Below are 16,861 nucleotides of genomic sequence, written 5' to 3' on the forward strand. Positions count from 1 at the left end.
ACTTAGGGAAATTTATGAAACCAATACACTCTTTTGCACTGGCTGCATTATCCATTGCCGTGCTTTCTGGTTGTAATAAAGCACCAGAGCAGAGCTCACAATCAACTTCGATGACAGCCACCAGTGTTGCTACTCAAGCAGCAGTAAAAGCGCCTGTTGCAAAAAAAGTACCTCATGAAATGACGATTCATGGTGATACACGCATCGATAATTATTATTGGATGCGTGATGATAAGCGAAAAGATCCAGCTGTAATAGCGCACCTAAACGCTGAAAATGCTTATACGGAGCAGCAGCTTGCCCATACGACGCAACTTCAAGCAACCCTATTCGATGAGTTAAAAGGGCGTATTCAAAAAGATGATGATTCAGTACCAACAAAGAATGGAAGCTACTATTATTCATCGCAAACGCGTGGCGACAACGAATACCCGACTTACGTACGCGCTAAAGATGGCAAAGGTACTGAGCAAGAGGTTATTTTAGACGTTAATGAATTAGCCAAAGGCCACGATTACTATGCCGCTACAGGGCTAACAGTTAGCCCTAATGGGAATTTACTTGCATATGGCGAAGACACGGTAAGTCGCCGTATATACACTATTTTAGTCAAAGATTTAACCACCGGCGAGCTACTTGAAGATAAACTTGAAGGGACTGACGGTGATGTGGTGTGGGCAAACGACAATAAAACGTTTTATTACATTAAAAAAGACTTACAGACATTATTAGGCTATCAAGTTTACCGCCATACGCTTGGCACTCCACAATCACAAGATGAGCTGGTATACGAAGAAACTAATACCAGTTATTACACTGGCCTTGGCAAGAGTAAAGATAAACAAGAAATCTATATTTGGCATGGAAGTACTAGTGCATCAGGTGTCTCAGTAATTGATGCCAATAACGTTAAAGCACAGCCCAAACGTTTGATTGAACGTGAAGAAAACCTAGAATACGATATTGCTAAACACGGTGATTGGTATTACATCGTAACTAACCTAAATGCGGTGAACTTTCAGTTAATGAAAGTGCACAAAGACAAAGCCCATGACAAAACTAATTGGCAAACGGTGATTGCAGCGCGCGACGATGTGAAGTTGGAAGGGATAGATTTATTCGCAAACCACCTTGTGTATAAAGAGCGTGAAATGGGGCAATCTCGCTTAACTATACGTAATCTAAAATCAGGTGATGAGCAAACTCTAAGCTTTAATGATAGCAGTTACATGATTCATGCTTACGGCAATAATGAACTAGATAACCCTCATTTACGTGTCTACTATGCAAGCATGACTACGCCAGGCAGCTCTTATGATATTGACTTGAATAGCACAGAAAAAACCTTACTGAAGCAACAAGCCGTAGTGGGTGACTTTAATGCTGATAACTATGCCTCAGAGCGTTTATTTATTAAGGCACGCGATGGTGTCGAAGTACCCGTTAGCTTAGTTTACCGTAAAGATAAATTCAAAAAAGATGGCACTAATCCGTTATTGCAATATGCGTATGGTTCATACGGTGCAACGATGGATCCGCGCTTCTCAAGTTCGCGTTTAAGTTTACTTGATCGTGGTTTTGTATTTGCCATTGCGCATATTCGTGGTTCACAAATGTTGGGTCGCCCTTGGTATGAAGACGGAAAGTTACTGAATAAAAAGAACACATTTAATGACTTTGTTGATGTCACTAAAGGGTTAGTAACTCAGCAATATGGTGACGAAAGTAAAATATTTGCCATGGGTGGCAGTGCGGGTGGTTTATTGATGGGGGCTGTTGCAAATCAAGCACCTGAACTGTATCAAGGTATGGTAGCAGCAGTGCCGTTTGTTGATGTAGTGACAACTATGCTTGATGCAAGCCTTCCACTGACAACGAATGAATACGGCGAATGGGGTAACCCTAACGAGAAAGTGTATTATGACTATATGTTGTCTTACTCTCCGTATGATCAGGTAAGCAAACAAGCCTATCCAAATATGCTTGTAACCACGGGTTTGCATGACTCGCAAGTACAATACTTCGAACCTGCAAAATGGGTTGCTAAACTACGTGAATATAAAACAGACAATAATAAGCTGCTATTTAAAATTGATATGGAAGCAGGGCATGGCGGGGCATCGGGGCGCTTTAAAAGCCTGCAAGACACCGCGTTCAACTATGCATTCATACTCGATTTAGCGGGTATTAAAGAATAACCCAAGCGGTTCACAATAAAGGCGTGGTGTAAGTCACGCCTTTATTTTTTGCGTTAAGTTAAACCTAAATTGTGTGCCCTTTCCTAGTTCACTGTGTACATTAATGTCGCTGTCCATAAGTTTGAGTAACCCTTTGCAAATAGCCAACCCCAACCCCCCTTGCTGGCGTCCTGCATTATTAGAATTTCGACCTTGGTAATGAGGTTCGAAAATAGCAGTCAGTTCATCGTTATTAATCCCAATCCCTGTGTCACTCACATCGACATATAACTGTGTTGTGTGTTTTTGAGTAACGCGTATATTAATGCTATCGCCCTGATTAGTATGGTGTATAGCATTATCGATTAAGTTGCTGAGTACTCGCTCAAGCTTGGCAATATCTGCAACCACAGTAAAATCACAAATGGCAGGTTCGACTCCTAAGCTGATCCCTTTACTTTGAGCCGATAGGCTAAACTTTGCGATACAGTCATAAATCAGTTCACCTAAATTAAATGTTTCGGTTTTAATTTTTACTTGGCCATTTTCAAGGTTCGCTAACTCAAAAATTTGCTCAATTAACAGTTTAAGCTGATGACAATTATTATTTGAAACAGCTAAGTAATGCTGCCGTTCTTGAGTGGATAAGTGCCTTGATGGGCTGATAAGTACTTCTAAAAAACCTTGCAAAGAGGCCAGTGGTGTACGTAAGTCATGTGACAAATGCGTAAGTAACTCTCTTCGGCGTAAGTCACTTTGTTGCAAGGCTTTAAACTGTTCGTCGATACGGCTTAACATCGCTTGTATGCCTTTGCTTAAATGGCCAATTTCATTATTTTTATTGCCATAGGCTGGTAATTTAAAATCAGTTAGCTGATAGTTTGCCGCTTCAATGCGACTTATATCATTGGCTAAGCGTTTAATGGGAGAAGTAAAAAACTTAAACAGTAACAACATGGCAATAAACAAAAATAACAGTGCTGCTATAAGCCATATTCCTTTAACGTAAAGGCTGTCATTGGCTTTTATTTTATTTAACGTTGTATCGTAAGCTTCACCACCAATAATGACATACATATAGCCTTGTAGTTGAGCTTGGTTATACACCGCAGCGGCTGAAAATATTTTTTGTTTATTAGGGTCGCGAGGATCATCACCATAGAGTGGGGTTAATGAGGCGTCATTAATCAAGCGCTTTAATGGTGACAGATTTATATGAGTTCGTTTAACTTTACCTGCCTGTGCTGAATAGGTCAGTATTTTTCCTTGTGGGTCAACAAAGTAAAACTCAAATGCAGGGCCTAGCAACATCAAAGTATGAAACAGGTTTTCAAGTGCTTTATAGTCATAAATACCCTGCTTAATGAGTGGGTTATCTTGTACTAAGTGTTCAGCTAAATTGATGTGTAAGTTTTGTTCGGCATGGTGCTGTGAGCTGTATTCAAGCTGCTTGCTCCAGCTATAAACAAGTGCGCCAATCAAACAAAAAATTATCACTAGCGACCATGCTAATTTCTGATATAAAGATAAGTTAAAAGCGGTATTCATGTATTATTACTCAATTGGCTGGGGTTTAGCTTATAACCGACACCCCACACGGTTTCGATAAAAGGGGCTTGATGGTGTTGCTCTAATTTTGCACGTAGGCGATTTATGTGAGAATTTACGGTGTGTTCATAACCACTGTGTTGATAACCCCATACGTGATCAAGTAACTGTTGGCGACTAAAAACATGGTTTGGGTGACGGGCAAAGTAAGCAAGTAAATCAAATTCAGTAGCGGTAAGATTGATAGCGCGCTTAGCTAAAAAAGCTTGGTGACTGGCAAATTCAATATGCAATGAACCAAGCTGTATGCTTTTTTCGCGAGTGTCTGCTCGCTCATCGGCTATATTGGCTGTCAGTAATTGCGCGCGATGACGCAATTGAGTTTTTATTCTGGCTTGTAATTCACGGGCAAAGAAGGGTTTACAAATATAGTCATCTGCGCCCATTTCAAGGCCGATAACCCGATCCATATCTGAGCTTAGGGCGGTCAGTAAAATCACGGCGATTGTTGGATAATGTTCTTTAACTTTTCGACATAAACTCAGGCCGTCCATTTGTGGTAAATTAATATCGAGCAATAATAAGCCATAGGATTGTTTCGTTATTTTTTTTAAAGCGGCTTCACCACTGTCAGCCTGATCGATATGAAGGTTTAGTGGCTCAAGCTGTGTGACGATTAGTTGTCTAATAGCTCGGTCATCTTCGATTATTAATATTTTTTCGTGTTGCATACAGTTATCTCTATGAGAGGGCGCATCCATTCGCCCTGAAATAAATTACTGTGTCCGCGTAATGACAACTTTTGCTAACGGGTTATCAAACTTATGCTCACTGCTTAATACTGAGCTTGTTAGTCCGTCTTGCTGACCCACCACACCTGGGTGCATAGCAATAACGTTTACATCATCTCTAATTTCATTAAAGCCTTCTCCGCTATCCGCTGGGCCGGGAATTGTGCCTGAAGCCTCTGAGTTACTCTCGGTACCAGCATCATAAGCGAATGTGAAGTGTGTTAATGTTTGATCAACTGCTAACGAAGACACATCCATAGCATTAAGACCGGTAAAACCATCATTTGTATTCACCATCATAGTGCTTAGTGATAATTTTAATTCTTCAATGCTATCTGTGGTTATGGTTAATGTTGTTTCTGCGCCTGGTGCAACAGGAGCTTCGCTTGATACATTGGCAATAGCTGAACCAAATTGTAATAGCACACTATTGTCACCTCCTTCAGCCATTCTTTCTAAGGCTGTTGTAGCGGGGTCGCCAACTTTCCAAAGTGTTCCTTCGGTGTGAGCTATGACTGCAATGGGAGAGAACGGTTGCCCAGCAGTTAGGTTACTCACCTGTAGTGTAAACGAATAGCTGACAGGCTCTGGTGTTGGGGTAACGTCATCATCGTTATCATTTGAATCGCTACAGGCTGCTAAAGCACCCGCAAGAGCAATAATCATTAAAGGTCGATTAAAGGCTAACATAGCATTGCTCCTATTTAACTGTAACGGTTAGTTTAGCTACAGGATTTAACCATCTGTGTACGGTGTTACTTAAATCACTTGATCCTGCCGCTAAATCGTCATCACCAAGGTTTCCTGGGTGAATATGAATCATTGTATTGCTATCTGAGCTTGATAAGCCAGTGCCGCCACTGCCTGCATTACCTCCAGGTGCTGCGGGAATACCCGGTGTACCTGGGGCTCCAGAACCTTCAACAACAAGCTCGTTGTTACCTTCTGTACCCGCATCATAAGCATTTAAATAGACTGAGTAGGTGCCAGCTTCTTTGGGTATTTTCCAACTATTCAGGCCAACGAAACCATCATTAGTGGGCAACAGCATTGCTGTGATTGACAAGTATTCATTCGCTTCAGCCGTCGTTAGTGTGGTCATTGTAGATGTGCTTGGTGCTAGAAGCCCCTCAGCTGGGTTGGCTATAACATCACTGCCTGCAGCATTTGCTTGATCTATAAGCGGTGCCAAGTTGCCGCCTTCGGCCATGGTTTGTAATGCTGTTGTAGCCGGCATTGCAACTTCAAATAAGGTATCGTCGCTAGCATGCGCGGTGATTAAAATGGGTGTAAAGTGCAACCCTTGAGTAAGGTTTGTGAGTTTTAAATCAAGTTCTGCAGCCGATAAAGATTGGCTAGCAAGTGCAGTTATTACTGCAACAGTAAATGTTGAGGCTTTCATTGTTAGTTCCTGTTTTTGATGAGTCAGTTTTAGTATCAAATAGCAACATCATGAAAGCCTCACAAAGTTATCACTTTTTTATCACAGGCTACCAACTGACTTTTTGCAGCGAATTAGGATCTTCCCCAATGAGTGTTTTTATGACGTGGTTATTCTCATCCAACAGGATTAGACGAGGGATTCCTTTGTTAGCATATTGGTTGTAGATTGCTCGCTGCGGGTCAGCAATAAGTGAGTAAGCAATATTATACTCTTGTTTAAACTGCATAAGTGTTGCCGCACTTTCCTCTCGGCCAATAGCAACGATCTGCACTTGCGGATCTTTACTCAGAGGAGACTGTTGAAGCTGTTTAATAAGGCGTTGTGAGTCTGAGCACCAAGTAGCAAAAAGTATCACTAACTTCTTCTTTTCACCGAGACGAACGTCGTTGTTATAAATATCAATAAAATGAGTTTGTGAGAAATTCTCGCCTATGTTTACGTAGGTCTCATAACCTTTTGGTGTGGCAAGGGTTGGTTGCGTAGGGGGTGTGTTGGCAGTTTGCGAGCAGGCCGATAACCCAGTCAGTGAAATGCACAGGATTGTGATACGCATAAGGGAAGGTGTCATTATTAAATTCCTTTTAAGGTGGGTGATTTATAGACATTATGCCTTAAAACAGTCACTATAAACAAAAAAAGGAGATGATAATGGAAGAGAATCAAAAGGTTGAACCTGTACTAGTTGATAAAGAACAGCGTACATGGGCAATGCTTTGTCACCTAAGCGCACTGGCAGGCTTTATTATACCAATGGGCAGTGTTATTGGGCCGCTTGTTGTATGGTTAATTAAAAAAGAAGATATGCCACTTGTCGCAGAGCATGGTCGTAAGTCACTTAATTTTCAAATCACGATGTTAATTGCCTACATTGTATGTTTTATATTAATGATCGTCGCAATTGGCGCTATTTTATTACCGATAGTGGCCATTTTCTCATTTATTATGGTGGTTATTGGCGCGATAAAAACCAATGATGGGAAGCCATTTAACTATCCATTTAGTATAAATTTGATAAAATAAGTAACGCAATTTTTACTTAAAACCCAGCGGTAAGCTGGGTTTTTTTATATGTATCATTTAAGGCTTTAATGGCTTATTTAACATTATTTTTTACTGCATTTATATCGGCTACCTTATTACCTAGTTCATCTGAAATCGTACTCACTGCTATGATCACCAAAGGCGACTATGTACTCTGGCTATTATGGGTAAGTGCAACGATAGGCAATGTATTGGGTAGTTGTGTTAATTATTGGCTAGGGACACAAGTGATGCGCTTTAAAGATCGCAGATGGTTCCCTGTTTCTCAACAAGGGATTGAGAAGGCACAAATTCGCTTTCAAAAATATGGCGTCTATAGCTTGTTATTTGCATGGTTGCCAATCATTGGTGACCCTCTGACTGTGGTTGGAGGAATTTTTAAGGTGCGCTGGTGGACTTTTTTATGGTTAGTTACTTTGGGCAAAGGAGCACGCTATTTAGTGGTGCTGGCCTTTGCCGTAGGGTTAGATAACCTGCTCTAAGATTTTTTCCAATCAAGAGTGAGAGATACCGAATCGGCAAAGCGTAACGCATGTGGTTTATCCACACGTGCTTTTGCATAGTTAACACTACTATGACTGTGACATACAGCGAGTATCTCTGCGACTAGTTTTTCCAGTAACAAAAAATGCCCATTTTCAACAATGCTTATTACTTGTTTAGTAATTGTTTTGTAGTTTAATGCTTGTTCTACTTCATCGGTTTCGCAGGCTTGATCAGCAGGATAGTGGATCTCTAAGTTGATCACTACATCCTGCTTTTTTTCGCGTTCTTCAGGGTTAAAGCCAATAAAAGTACGCAACCTTAGGTTAGTGACATTGATAATTGCATTAGCCATTCGTTAGCCTTTAATCAATTGTAGAAACTCGTTACGGGTTTTAGGGTCTGCTCTAAAGTTGCCCAACATAACTGAAGTACGCATGCTTGAGTTTTGCTTTTCTACGCCGCGCATCATCATACACATGTGTTTAGCTTCAACAATAACGCCGACTCCTTTAGCGCCTGTTACTTCTTCCACTGCTTTTGCAATTTGATGAGTCAACTGCTCTTGTATTTGAAAGCGGCGAGAAAACATATCCACGATGCGTGCAAACTTAGACAAACCAAGCACTTTGCCATTTGGTATGTATGCAATATGACAGCGGCCAACGAAAGGTAATAGGTGGTGCTCACACATTGAGTAAAGCTCAATATCTTGAATTAACACCATATCGTCAGCGTCTGAGGAGAATACCGCATTGTTTGTTATCTCTTCGAGCGTCTCACGGTAGCCTTTGGTTAAATACTCCATTGCTTTTGCTGCACGCTTTGGTGTGTCGAGTAGACCTTCACGTTGTGGGTCTTCACCGACGGCACTGATAATTTCTTGGTAGCTATTTTTTAGTTCGTTGTGCATAAAGTTCTCAATTTTAATTCGTTATTTTAAATGTCTGCCGCCATCGACAGGTAATGTACGTCCGGTGATGTACTGGCTTTTCAGTAGTAGGTCGACGCTATTAATTATTTCTTCACAGCCTGGCTCTATCCCCATTAAAGATTTTTTAAGGGTTTTGGCGCGGTAAAACTCATCGTCATCTTGATTAAAAATAATCAGTGACGGAGCAATTGAATTTACTTTTATGCGCGGAGCATACTTGGCTGAAAATGACTTTGTTAAATTATCTAAAGCCGCTTTACTTGCGGCGTAGGCAAGATGCTTTGGGCTACCTGTTTCTACAACATAATCAGTCAGGTGAATTATGTCTGCTGAGGCTTGGGTTAGCCTTTGGTATTCCAATAAGAGTGGCGCGCAATTTAAATTAATTAAATAAGGTGCTTTGGCATGGATGCGCATCATATTATCAAATAAGTCAGCACTGTCTGGATTATTGGCTTCGCAATCCCAGCTTGAGGCATTGTGTATAATGGCTTGCAATGACGCTGTGTGGCTTTTTAATGTTGTGATGAAATCATATATTGCTTCATTACTTTTAAAATCAGCGGGCAAGCATGTTATTCCCAACGATTCTAATTCATCGATTGAGCTGTGGCGTGTGCGGTAAGTAATAATTACTTTTTTCCCTGCGTTGCGCAGGTGCTTTGCAAGCGCTAAGCCTATACGTTGGCCTGCGCCAGTTATCAAAATAGGCGATGTCATAAATGTGGCAACTCTCTACTAAACGCGATGTTTTAATTCTAGTTACTATAAACTAAATTACAGTAATATTTCACCTATAGTCTCATAGGCTTATCTAAAATTTTACGAATTAACGAGTTTATTCGATCAACTATCACTATAGCTATGCTTTATTAACTGGTGTTTAAGATACTTGTAGTAATGAGTTTATACGTATGTAAAAAATGAAAAGTGGGCAATTAATAGCATTTTATGGTTATTAATTGCCCTTAAGATGGCGTTTACTTTTTATGAACTACTACAGTATTAAAATTCATCATAAATAGTTGGAATCGCTTGGCGCTTATGCTGCGTTCGAAGATAAATTGCAATCAGTTTTTCGCTGACCGCGTCACTGACAGATTTTCCCTCGAGGAAGTCATCGATTTGTTCGTAGCTAAGGCCAAGTGCCTCTTCATCTGTTAAGCCAGGGCGGTCGCATTCTAAGTCGGCCGTGGGCGCTTTTGTGACTAATAACTCTGGAGCACCGAGCTCTTTAGCCAGCGCTCTTACTTGACGTTTTGATAGCCCAAACAAGGGAGCTAGATCGCAGGCACCATCCCCAAACTTTGTGTAAAAACCGGTAATGTTTTCAGCACTATGATCCGTTCCAACAACCAAACCTTGAGTAAAGCCAGCAATTTCGTACTGAGCTATCATGCGTTGGCGTGCTTTTACGTTACCTTTGATGAAGTCTATTTGGGATTGTTCCGGTAAGGTTTCACCACAGCCAACAATAGCGGCAAGGGCTTGCTCATGCATGCCATCTGCTGCCGGCTTAATATTGACGGTTAAACGTTTAGTTGGCTGAATGAAGTCAACAGCAAGTTGTGCTTCGTCTTCATCAGCTTGTACCCCGTAAGGCAAGCGTACTGCGATAAATTGATATTTATCAGTGTTTTGTTCTTCATTTAATTGGTTAACAGCAAGCTGACATAAACGGCCGCAGGTAGAAGAGTCAACACCACCACTAATACCAAGTACCAAAGAGCGCGAATGTGCCGCGACGAGTCGATTTTTGATAAAATCAACGCGACGGTTAATTTCATTTTTTATATCTATATTTGGCTGAACTTTCATTTCAGCGACGATATCGGCACGCATTTAGAGCTCCTAATTAGTTTCGGGTTGTCACGGCTATTATGTTATTCATGGCGTCTAATTTAAAGTCCTAAGTGCTGCTTAATTTTTTCAACTTCGGCTTTTAAGTCATTAATTTCTGCCAGTAGTTCATTGATTTCGGTTGCCTGAAGCTGTGGTTGCTCGTGATTATTTGTAGTGTTTAAAGCCGTCATGTCAGCATTAGTAAATAAGTGACTGTAGCGGCTTTCTCTTTTGCCGGCTTCTCGAGAGTGTTTGATAACATAGCCTTTTTCAATGAGGTTATTTAGCGCTGTTTCAACGTCTGCCACATTATTAAAATCCGCTAAGCGATTACTGCGAGTTCTTAATTCGCCCGGAGTCTGTGGCCCGCGTAACAGTAAAATGCATATAATCGCACGTTGTTGCTCGCTAAATTGCAAGCTACTAAATTCGGTATTACAAAATCTATGTGCGTATTTATTAACGCGCCCAGATAAACCTTCATCTAATGTTACTAACCGCAACGCGACAAGTCCATCTACTGTGTCTTGTACTTGCGCTTCAGATAAAGAAAGCACAGGCTCTCGGTTAGATTTTTGATTGCATGCATTTGTTAGGCTATTAAGCGAGAGCGGATAGTGCTCAGGTGTTGTACTTTGCTTCTCTAACAGGCAGCCAATTACACGTTGCTGATGAGTTGTTAATTGCATTATGTATCCTTATTCTTTTTATTTTAACCAGTGTTCGAGCTTAGGGCTTAAGGCATTAAAGTCGAGGGGTTTTGATAAGTAGTCATTCATTCCAGCGGCTAAGCATTTAGCTTTATCGCCTTGCATCGCATTAGCCGTTAGCGCGATGATAGTAATATCTTTATATATCTCCCCTGCATCCCCGTTACGAATCGCTTGAGTAGCTTGGTAACCATCCATTTCAGGCATTTGACAATCCATAAGTAAAAGTTTGTATGGGGCCTTTGACGCCGCTTTTAATTTTTCGAGTGCGTCTATTCCATTTTCAGCAATATCAAACTTTAAGCCTGCTTGCTTAAGTAGCGCACATGCCACTATCTGGTTAACCTTGTTGTCTTCAACTAATAACACTTTGCTTTGTACGTTTTTCGTAGGTTTTACAGGTTCTGGTTGTTGACTGACTGAGAAGTCGTGTTGTTGATGTTCAATAAATTTTTCGTTTGCCAGCGAATCAAATAAGTCAGAGGGTGTAAGCGGTTTAAATATTATGCAATCTGGGTCAACAGGTAATTGTGTGTTTTCCTGTGAATAACTCATCGGTGCCATTAAAATTAATTTAACTTGCTGATCTTTTATATAGTTCTTTAATGTATTAATAGCGGGTTTATCTACAAATAAAAAATACGCGTAATCAACTAGCATGGCGTCAACGGGGTGTTCAAATGTTTTAAGAGTATCATTGAGTGCTTGATACTGATCGATGATCCGCGAATGCGCCCCCCACAAAGTAAGCTGTTTATGGGTAATAGAGCTGTTGAGTTGGCATGTATCGACAATTAAAATTTGCTTGTTTTTGATTAAGTGGCTAGGTAAATCGTGTGCTGTCGTTAAGAGTGCGTTTACCCTGATCGAAAATGTAAATGTACTTCCTTCACCATACGAACTAGTGAAACTGATTTCACCATTCATTAAATCGCAAAGCTGTTTAACAATTGCTAGGCCTAATCCTGTGCCTCCATATTGTCGTGTCGTCGATGTATCTGCTTGTGTGAAGGAATCAAATAATGAAAGCTGTTTTTCTGCTTTAATACCAATTCCTGAATCGATTATTGAACAGTTTAAAAAGGTGCCATCAGTTGTTTCTGCTAGTTGGGCAACGACAATGATCTCACCATTTTGGGTAAACTTTATTGCATTACCGAGTAGGTTGGTAATAATTTGGCGCAGCCGATTTGGATCACTGATAATTTTGCTTTTGCTAATCTTTGTCGCATCTAGAATCAGTTTAGTGTTGTTTTTCTCTGCTTTTAGAGCAAATGATTCCACTACTTCACCAAGTAACTGAGGTAAATTAAAAGGAATACTTTCAATATCTAGTTTACCAGCTTCAATTTTGGAAAAATCTAAAATATCATTAATAATATTGAGCAATGAGTGCCCAGAGGATTTTGCTAATTGAATATGATGACGTTGCTGGGGATCAAGTTGGGTTTGTTGAACAATATCAAGCATACCGAGCACCCCATTCATAGGGGTACGAATCTCATGACTCATACTGGCTAGAAATTCACTTTTAGCGGCAGCAGCCTGTTCAGCGGCCTCTTTTGCTGTTACCAGCTGTTGTTCAGTTTCAAAACGTTGTTCGCTAGAGTATAAGCTACCAATAAGTGCTGCGACGGCAAGTAAAAAGCTTTCCTCATTATGTGACCAATTTCGCGTATGGTGACAATTTTCAGCAAACACAACTCCTATTGGACTGCTACCACTGACAATAGTAACACTCAGGATTGATTTTATAGCCAGAGGTTTTAAATAGAGTTCAGTCAGTGGGGCGGTCAGTTTATTGGTTTGCGCATCCGCAGCTTTAATAATCATGTGGCTATCAATAGCGTTAAAAAGAGCACTAAAATCGTCTTTTTGCAATGTGTAGAGCAATGAGCTTTCGGGGGCAAATGTACCATGATAGGCAAAAGAAAGTAACGTATCTTTATTATCATTAAATAACCAAATACTGGCTCTTTGTACATCTAGAGCATTGCAAATAGCGTGTGTAATTACATCTTTTGATTGTTTTAAGTGGCCAGTCAAAATAGCTTTGTTAACAGTTAAAGAGGCTAAAACTTCATTGTGTAGAGCGAATTTATTATTCTCAAGTTCAGTACATTTACGGGTGTTAATATCTTGCAGCGAACCAAAAATACGCACACAACGGCCGTTGAGGACTTCTGTTTCTCCGTGGACTAACACCCAAACAGTATTGCCAGTTGCATCGACTATTTCCAGTTCGGTTTCATAGTTTTCATCGTGTTTTATTGCTCGCGTTATTAATTCTTTAATTTTATCGCGGCTTTTTCCTTCTTTGAAATAGTTTAAATCATTTGGCCAATTAGGCTGTTGGTCTAGCGGGTATTTAAATATTTTTTTGGTGGTATCAGACCAATAAACTTTTTGCGTTTCTAAATTGTATGACCATGCACCAATCTGCGCTACTCGACTCATTGACGATAGCATTTTTTCATTCTGTTTTTGGCGGTTAAGCATTTTTAAGAAAAAAGTAAATGCCCAAATTAAAATACCCATAATAATCGCAATAGCTATGCGTAATGGCCAAACAGATGATGCTGGAGGAGCCCAACCCGTTTTAGGGCTGACATAAATAACCCATTCGCCACCTTGAATTGCTAGGTGAAGTTTCAAAGGGTTGGTATCTAAAATAGCCTCACTACCATAAAAAAAACCACCTTGCAGACCAAGGCCATTACGCCCCTGTATGGCAACATTAAACGTTTTCTCTAACTCTTTAATTCCTGAATTTAAATACACTTTGTCAATATCTAGCACAACAGATAATAAGCCCCAAAATGTATTTTCTGGGGGTAAAAATACAGGTATTCTGGCAATTAATGCTTCACCTCCTTGTACTAGCGTCAATGGGCCTGCCATCACAATTTCATTGCTATCTCGTGCTCTTAATGCATCTGCTCTTTGTGCTTTATTTTCCAAGAAGTTAAGACCAATTGATTTTTCATTCCCTTTCAGTGGGTAGGTCATACGTATCACCATATCTGGTGCGCCGCCTATATTTCTAAGTTCTGAGGATGTTTCAAAGAGCGGAGCTGCAATTTGTGAAAAGCGCTCTTGCTTGAGATCAGGTTCTGCTGCAACGGCAACAGCTAAGCCGCGGACAAGCTGGATGTTTGAAATTAATGTTGATGATAGCTGAGTTCGGTAAGTGTCAACTTCAGAGAGTATAAGTAATCGGTGAGCTTGTGTAGCGCGATTATAATTAATCTGATCAAGTACAATACTGATAATAAATATAACGCTAAGAGAGAGCCAAAATGTCAGCTTAAATCTATCAACTTGCTTGTGTTCTTTTTTTTGTGACCGCTGCATTAGAACGTGTACTTTTTGAATAGGCTAAACAACTATAGTCAATTTATCATGGAATTAAAAATACCCTAAGTAAATAAATACTGTTATTTCGTCTGAATTTAAGTGCATGATGAAAAATACAATTAATCAATAATTAACATTATTCTTTCATAAAACTATGTGTACTATATAACCGTTTTCCAGTCGCCTATTATTTAACGCTGTAGCTGGTTTTATAACACATTAAAAATTATGCAAGGAATTGGGTATGCTAAAAGTTATCAAGTGGTTAGTTTTAACATTGCTTATTTTAGGCTTGGCCGCTACTGCGATTATTTATGGCGTGTTGTCGCTAAGTTTGCCCGCGCTTGACGGAAAAGGAGTGAGTAAATCCATTGCCAATAGCGTGTCTGTGTCGCGAGATGCTTTAGGCCAAGCTGTGGTTGATGCCAGTAGCCGTAATGATGCTGCGTATGGTCTTGGGTTTGCTCACGGGCAAGATCGTTTCTTTCAAATGGACTTACTACGCCGTAATGCAGCAGGTGAACTCAGTGAATTATTTGGTAAAGCGGCACTGAATTTAGATAAAAAAATGCGCTTTCATCAATTGCGTAAACGCAGCGCAAACATTGTTAAGCAATTACCACAGGCTGATCAGGCTTTACTTAATAGCTACAGCGCTGGTGTGAACGAAGGTCTGGCTCAAATTGGCTTTTCGAGTTTTGAATACTTATTAACAGGTGCTAAGCAAAAACCGTGGCGTAGCGAAGATAGCTTACTGGTCATTTTTAGTATGTATTTAGATTTGCAGACTGCTACCTTTGAGCGTGATCAAACCTTAATTCAAATCAATGAGCTTTATGGGTCAAAAATGCTGGATTTTTTGACCCAACCAAGTCGCTATCAAGCAGCACTGGATGGAAGCACTCTATCACCTTATAAATCAGGTATACCTGCATTACCTAAGCAGTCAGATTATGCGTTTAAGCAAATAGATCAAACGCAAGAGCTGGGCAGTAATAACTGGTCGGTGTCTGGGGAATTAACAGCGACAGGCGCAGCCATGCTCTCTGATGATATGCATTTGTCTATGGCTGTGCCTGTTATTTGGTACCGTGCGCAACTTAATTACCGTAAAAATAACGAAACCCATCAAGTAACCGGTGTTTCTCTACCTGGCGCTCCAGCGATTGTAGTGGGGACTAATAATCATATTGCCTGGGGCTTTACCAATGGCTATTTAGACACGGCTGATTGGGTTGAACTATCTGAAAGCAGTAAAACTTGGCAAGAAACTGAGCAAATTGTGCTTGCTGATGGCATTACCGAGCCCTACCAACTAACAATGAGTGAATATGGGCCCGTGCGTGAAATAGATGCAAAGCAATATGCACTTAGTTGGGTGGGTCACCAACCCTATGCGGTGGATATGGATTTATTGAAACTAGAGCAAGCAAAAGATGTTAATGCTGCGTTGGTATTAGCCAGTGATGTAGGCATTCCAGTACAGAACTTAATGGTTGTAGATAGCCAAGGCAATGCAGCTTGGAAAAACATGGGGGCCATTCCTGCTCGTAAGACACCCAGTGATGTGGCGATAAGTGAAGCGAACTATTCGCCCTTATGGCAACAAAATGAGCAACAAAGGCCGAGCATTAAAAACCCTGAAGATGGGCGCTTGTGGACGGGAAACTCGCGTGTGGTTTCAGCGCAAGATCATCATCGTTTTGGCAATGGTGGCTACGCATTAGGTGCACGCTCAACACAAATAAGAGACAGGCTTTTAGAGAAAACAAAATTTAATGAGTCGGATTTCAATGCATTGCAGCTTGATAATGAGGCACGGTTTTTAATGCCTTGGTATAAGTTACTCTTGGCGAAGTTAAAGCAGCAACCTGTTGATAATAAAGCTTATATTTCATCTGTTGAGAATTGGCAAGCGTGTGCGTGCCCTGACTCAATTGGTTATACGTTAGTAAGAAGGTACCGCGGTGCAGTTATTGATAGCGTATTTAGTGGTATGCAAAATACGTTGGAGCACAGTGGTGGGTCTTTAAAATATGTTAAACGCGATTTAGAGCCAGCTGTGTGGCAGCTTATTGAACAACAACCCGTAAGTTGGCTCAACCCTGAGTTTAACAGTTGGGATGAACAGTTAAGTGATGCGTTCACTCAAGTCATAGCGAGCTTAACTGAGCAGTTTGGTGAAAATATGCAAAATTGGCGCTGGGGCAATGTCAATGAACTTGTTATAGAGCATCCATTTGCAAAGCAAATACCGCAACTAAGCAAATTTTTAAATATGCCAAAAGCCTCGGGGTTTGGTGATAGCTTTATGCCTGCAGTACAAGGGCGAAGCTTTGGCGCATCACAGCGTTTTATTGCACAACCGGGCTATTTGGAGAGCGCTGTTATGGCGATTCCTGGTGGTCAGTCTGGGCATCCTTTATCACCATTTTATAGAGCGGGCTTTGATGAATACATAAATGGTGCACTCACACCATTATTACCTCAGACTATCAGTCATAAAATAGTTATCAATCCAACCAAGTTATAAG

At 40.6% G+C, this 16,861-nt stretch carries 15 protein-coding genes; 4 read left to right on the plus strand and 11 right to left on the minus strand.

The window, feature by feature from the left end:
- The first annotated feature begins 14 nt into the window (after nucleotides 1-14).
- Complete coding sequence (locus CSC79_RS07525; RefSeq protein WP_099295220.1) at nucleotides 15-2,198, plus strand: S9 family peptidase; 2,184 nt, start codon at nucleotides 15-17, stop codon at nucleotides 2,196-2,198.
- A 33-nt stretch (nucleotides 2,199-2,231) separates the two neighbouring features.
- Here CSC79_RS07525 and CSC79_RS07530 read toward each other — a convergent pair whose 3' ends face one another.
- The 5 genes from CSC79_RS07530 to CSC79_RS07550 all read right to left on the minus strand — a co-directional run bounded on the left by CSC79_RS07530 (nucleotide 2,232) and on the right by CSC79_RS07550 (nucleotide 6,528).
- Nucleotides 2,232-3,725: a HAMP domain-containing sensor histidine kinase gene (locus CSC79_RS07530; RefSeq protein WP_099295221.1), complete on the minus strand. Its 1,494-nt coding sequence runs from the start codon at nucleotides 3,723-3,725 to the stop codon at nucleotides 2,232-2,234.
- On the minus strand, nucleotides 3,722-4,456 hold the full coding sequence (locus CSC79_RS07535; protein ID WP_099295222.1) for a response regulator transcription factor: 735 nt from the start codon (nucleotides 4,454-4,456) through the stop codon (nucleotides 3,722-3,724). The genes CSC79_RS07530 and CSC79_RS07535 overlap by 4 nt, the downstream gene beginning before the upstream one ends.
- Before the next feature lie 45 nt (nucleotides 4,457-4,501).
- A complete protein-coding gene (locus CSC79_RS07540) occupies nucleotides 4,502-5,206 on the minus strand; it encodes a spondin domain-containing protein (RefSeq protein WP_099295223.1) in 705 nt (234 codons plus the stop codon).
- 10 nt (nucleotides 5,207-5,216) lie between these two features.
- Entirely contained in the window at nucleotides 5,217-5,918 is a 702-nt protein-coding gene (locus tag CSC79_RS07545; RefSeq protein ID WP_099295224.1) for a spondin domain-containing protein, read from the minus strand.
- 88 nt (nucleotides 5,919-6,006) lie between these two features.
- Nucleotides 6,007-6,528 (minus strand): TlpA disulfide reductase family protein, encoded by a 522-nt coding sequence (locus CSC79_RS07550; RefSeq protein ID WP_099295225.1) that lies wholly within the window; start codon nucleotides 6,526-6,528, stop codon nucleotides 6,007-6,009.
- An 80-nt stretch (nucleotides 6,529-6,608) separates the two neighbouring features.
- On the opposite strand from CSC79_RS07550, the gene CSC79_RS07555 reads away from it, so the two are divergent.
- Complete coding sequence (locus tag CSC79_RS07555) at nucleotides 6,609-6,980, plus strand: DUF4870 domain-containing protein (protein WP_099295226.1); 372 nt, start codon at nucleotides 6,609-6,611, stop codon at nucleotides 6,978-6,980.
- Nucleotides 6,981-7,048: 68 nt separating this feature from the next.
- Entirely contained in the window at nucleotides 7,049-7,483 is a 435-nt protein-coding gene (locus tag CSC79_RS07560; RefSeq protein WP_099295227.1) for a YqaA family protein, read from the plus strand.
- Here CSC79_RS07560 and folX read toward each other — a convergent pair.
- The 6 genes from folX to CSC79_RS07590 all read right to left on the minus strand — a co-directional run bounded on the left by folX (nucleotide 7,480) and on the right by CSC79_RS07590 (nucleotide 14,324).
- Nucleotides 7,480-7,839 carry a dihydroneopterin triphosphate 2'-epimerase gene (gene folX, locus CSC79_RS07565; protein WP_099295228.1) on the minus strand — a complete coding sequence of 120 codons (360 nt, stop codon included), beginning with the start codon at nucleotides 7,837-7,839 and terminating at the stop codon, nucleotides 7,480-7,482. The two genes, CSC79_RS07560 and folX, sit on opposite strands and share 4 nt — an antisense overlap.
- 3 nt (nucleotides 7,840-7,842) lie before the next feature.
- A complete protein-coding gene (gene folE, locus CSC79_RS07570) occupies nucleotides 7,843-8,397 on the minus strand; it encodes a GTP cyclohydrolase I FolE (protein ID WP_099295229.1) in 555 nt (184 codons plus the stop codon).
- A 21-nt stretch (nucleotides 8,398-8,418) separates the two neighbouring features.
- A complete protein-coding gene (gene folM, locus CSC79_RS07575) occupies nucleotides 8,419-9,138 on the minus strand; it encodes a dihydromonapterin reductase (protein WP_099295230.1) in 720 nt (239 codons plus the stop codon).
- 285 nt (nucleotides 9,139-9,423) lie between these two features.
- On the minus strand, nucleotides 9,424-10,260 hold the full coding sequence (gene nadE, locus CSC79_RS07580; RefSeq protein ID WP_099295231.1) for an ammonia-dependent NAD(+) synthetase: 837 nt from the start codon (nucleotides 10,258-10,260) through the stop codon (nucleotides 9,424-9,426).
- A 59-nt stretch (nucleotides 10,261-10,319) separates the two neighbouring features.
- Entirely contained in the window at nucleotides 10,320-10,949 is a 630-nt protein-coding gene (locus CSC79_RS07585; RefSeq protein ID WP_099295232.1) for a YceH family protein, read from the minus strand.
- Nucleotides 10,950-10,967: 18 nt separating this feature from the next.
- On the minus strand, nucleotides 10,968-14,324 hold the full coding sequence (locus tag CSC79_RS07590) for an ATP-binding protein (protein WP_099295233.1): 3,357 nt from the start codon (nucleotides 14,322-14,324) through the stop codon (nucleotides 10,968-10,970).
- Between the two features lie 247 nt (nucleotides 14,325-14,571).
- On the opposite strand from CSC79_RS07590, the gene CSC79_RS07595 reads away from it, so the two are divergent.
- Nucleotides 14,572-16,860, plus strand: coding sequence for a penicillin acylase family protein (locus CSC79_RS07595; protein ID WP_099295234.1), 2,289 nt, complete (start codon nucleotides 14,572-14,574; stop codon nucleotides 16,858-16,860).
- Nucleotide 16,861 lies beyond the last annotated feature (1 nt).

It is taken from the genome of Pseudoalteromonas sp. 3D05 (assembly GCF_002723455.1).
Lineage (GTDB): Bacteria > Pseudomonadota > Gammaproteobacteria > Enterobacterales > Alteromonadaceae > Pseudoalteromonas.

What these genes read in the sequence shown, in the direction of transcription:
- CSC79_RS07525 (WP_099295220.1), top strand. Translation starts at nt 15, where the DNA reads ATGAAACCAATACACTCTTTTGCACTGGCTGCATTATCCATTGCCGTG.
- CSC79_RS07530 (WP_099295221.1), bottom strand. Translation starts at nt 3,725, where the DNA reads ATGAATACCGCTTTTAACTTATCTTTATATCAGAAATTAGCATGGTCG.
- CSC79_RS07535 (WP_099295222.1), bottom strand. Translation starts at nt 4,456, where the DNA reads ATGCAACACGAAAAAATATTAATAATCGAAGATGACCGAGCTATTAGA.
- CSC79_RS07540 (WP_099295223.1), bottom strand. Translation starts at nt 5,206, where the DNA reads ATGTTAGCCTTTAATCGACCTTTAATGATTATTGCTCTTGCGGGTGCT.
- CSC79_RS07545 (WP_099295224.1), bottom strand. Translation starts at nt 5,918, where the DNA reads ATGAAAGCCTCAACATTTACTGTTGCAGTAATAACTGCACTTGCTAGC.
- CSC79_RS07550 (WP_099295225.1), bottom strand. Translation starts at nt 6,528, where the DNA reads ATGACACCTTCCCTTATGCGTATCACAATCCTGTGCATTTCACTGACT.
- CSC79_RS07555 (WP_099295226.1), top strand. Translation starts at nt 6,609, where the DNA reads ATGGAAGAGAATCAAAAGGTTGAACCTGTACTAGTTGATAAAGAACAG.
- CSC79_RS07560 (WP_099295227.1), top strand. Translation starts at nt 7,049, where the DNA reads ATGGCTTATTTAACATTATTTTTTACTGCATTTATATCGGCTACCTTA.
- folX (WP_099295228.1), bottom strand. Translation starts at nt 7,839, where the DNA reads ATGGCTAATGCAATTATCAATGTCACTAACCTAAGGTTGCGTACTTTT.
- folE (WP_099295229.1), bottom strand. Translation starts at nt 8,397, where the DNA reads ATGCACAACGAACTAAAAAATAGCTACCAAGAAATTATCAGTGCCGTC.
- folM (WP_099295230.1), bottom strand. Translation starts at nt 9,138, where the DNA reads ATGACATCGCCTATTTTGATAACTGGCGCAGGCCAACGTATAGGCTTA.
- nadE (WP_099295231.1), bottom strand. Translation starts at nt 10,260, where the DNA reads ATGCGTGCCGATATCGTCGCTGAAATGAAAGTTCAGCCAAATATAGAT.
- CSC79_RS07585 (WP_099295232.1), bottom strand. Translation starts at nt 10,949, where the DNA reads ATGCAATTAACAACTCATCAGCAACGTGTAATTGGCTGCCTGTTAGAG.
- CSC79_RS07590 (WP_099295233.1), bottom strand. Translation starts at nt 14,324, where the DNA reads ATGCAGCGGTCACAAAAAAAAGAACACAAGCAAGTTGATAGATTTAAG.
- CSC79_RS07595 (WP_099295234.1), top strand. Translation starts at nt 14,572, where the DNA reads ATGCTAAAAGTTATCAAGTGGTTAGTTTTAACATTGCTTATTTTAGGC.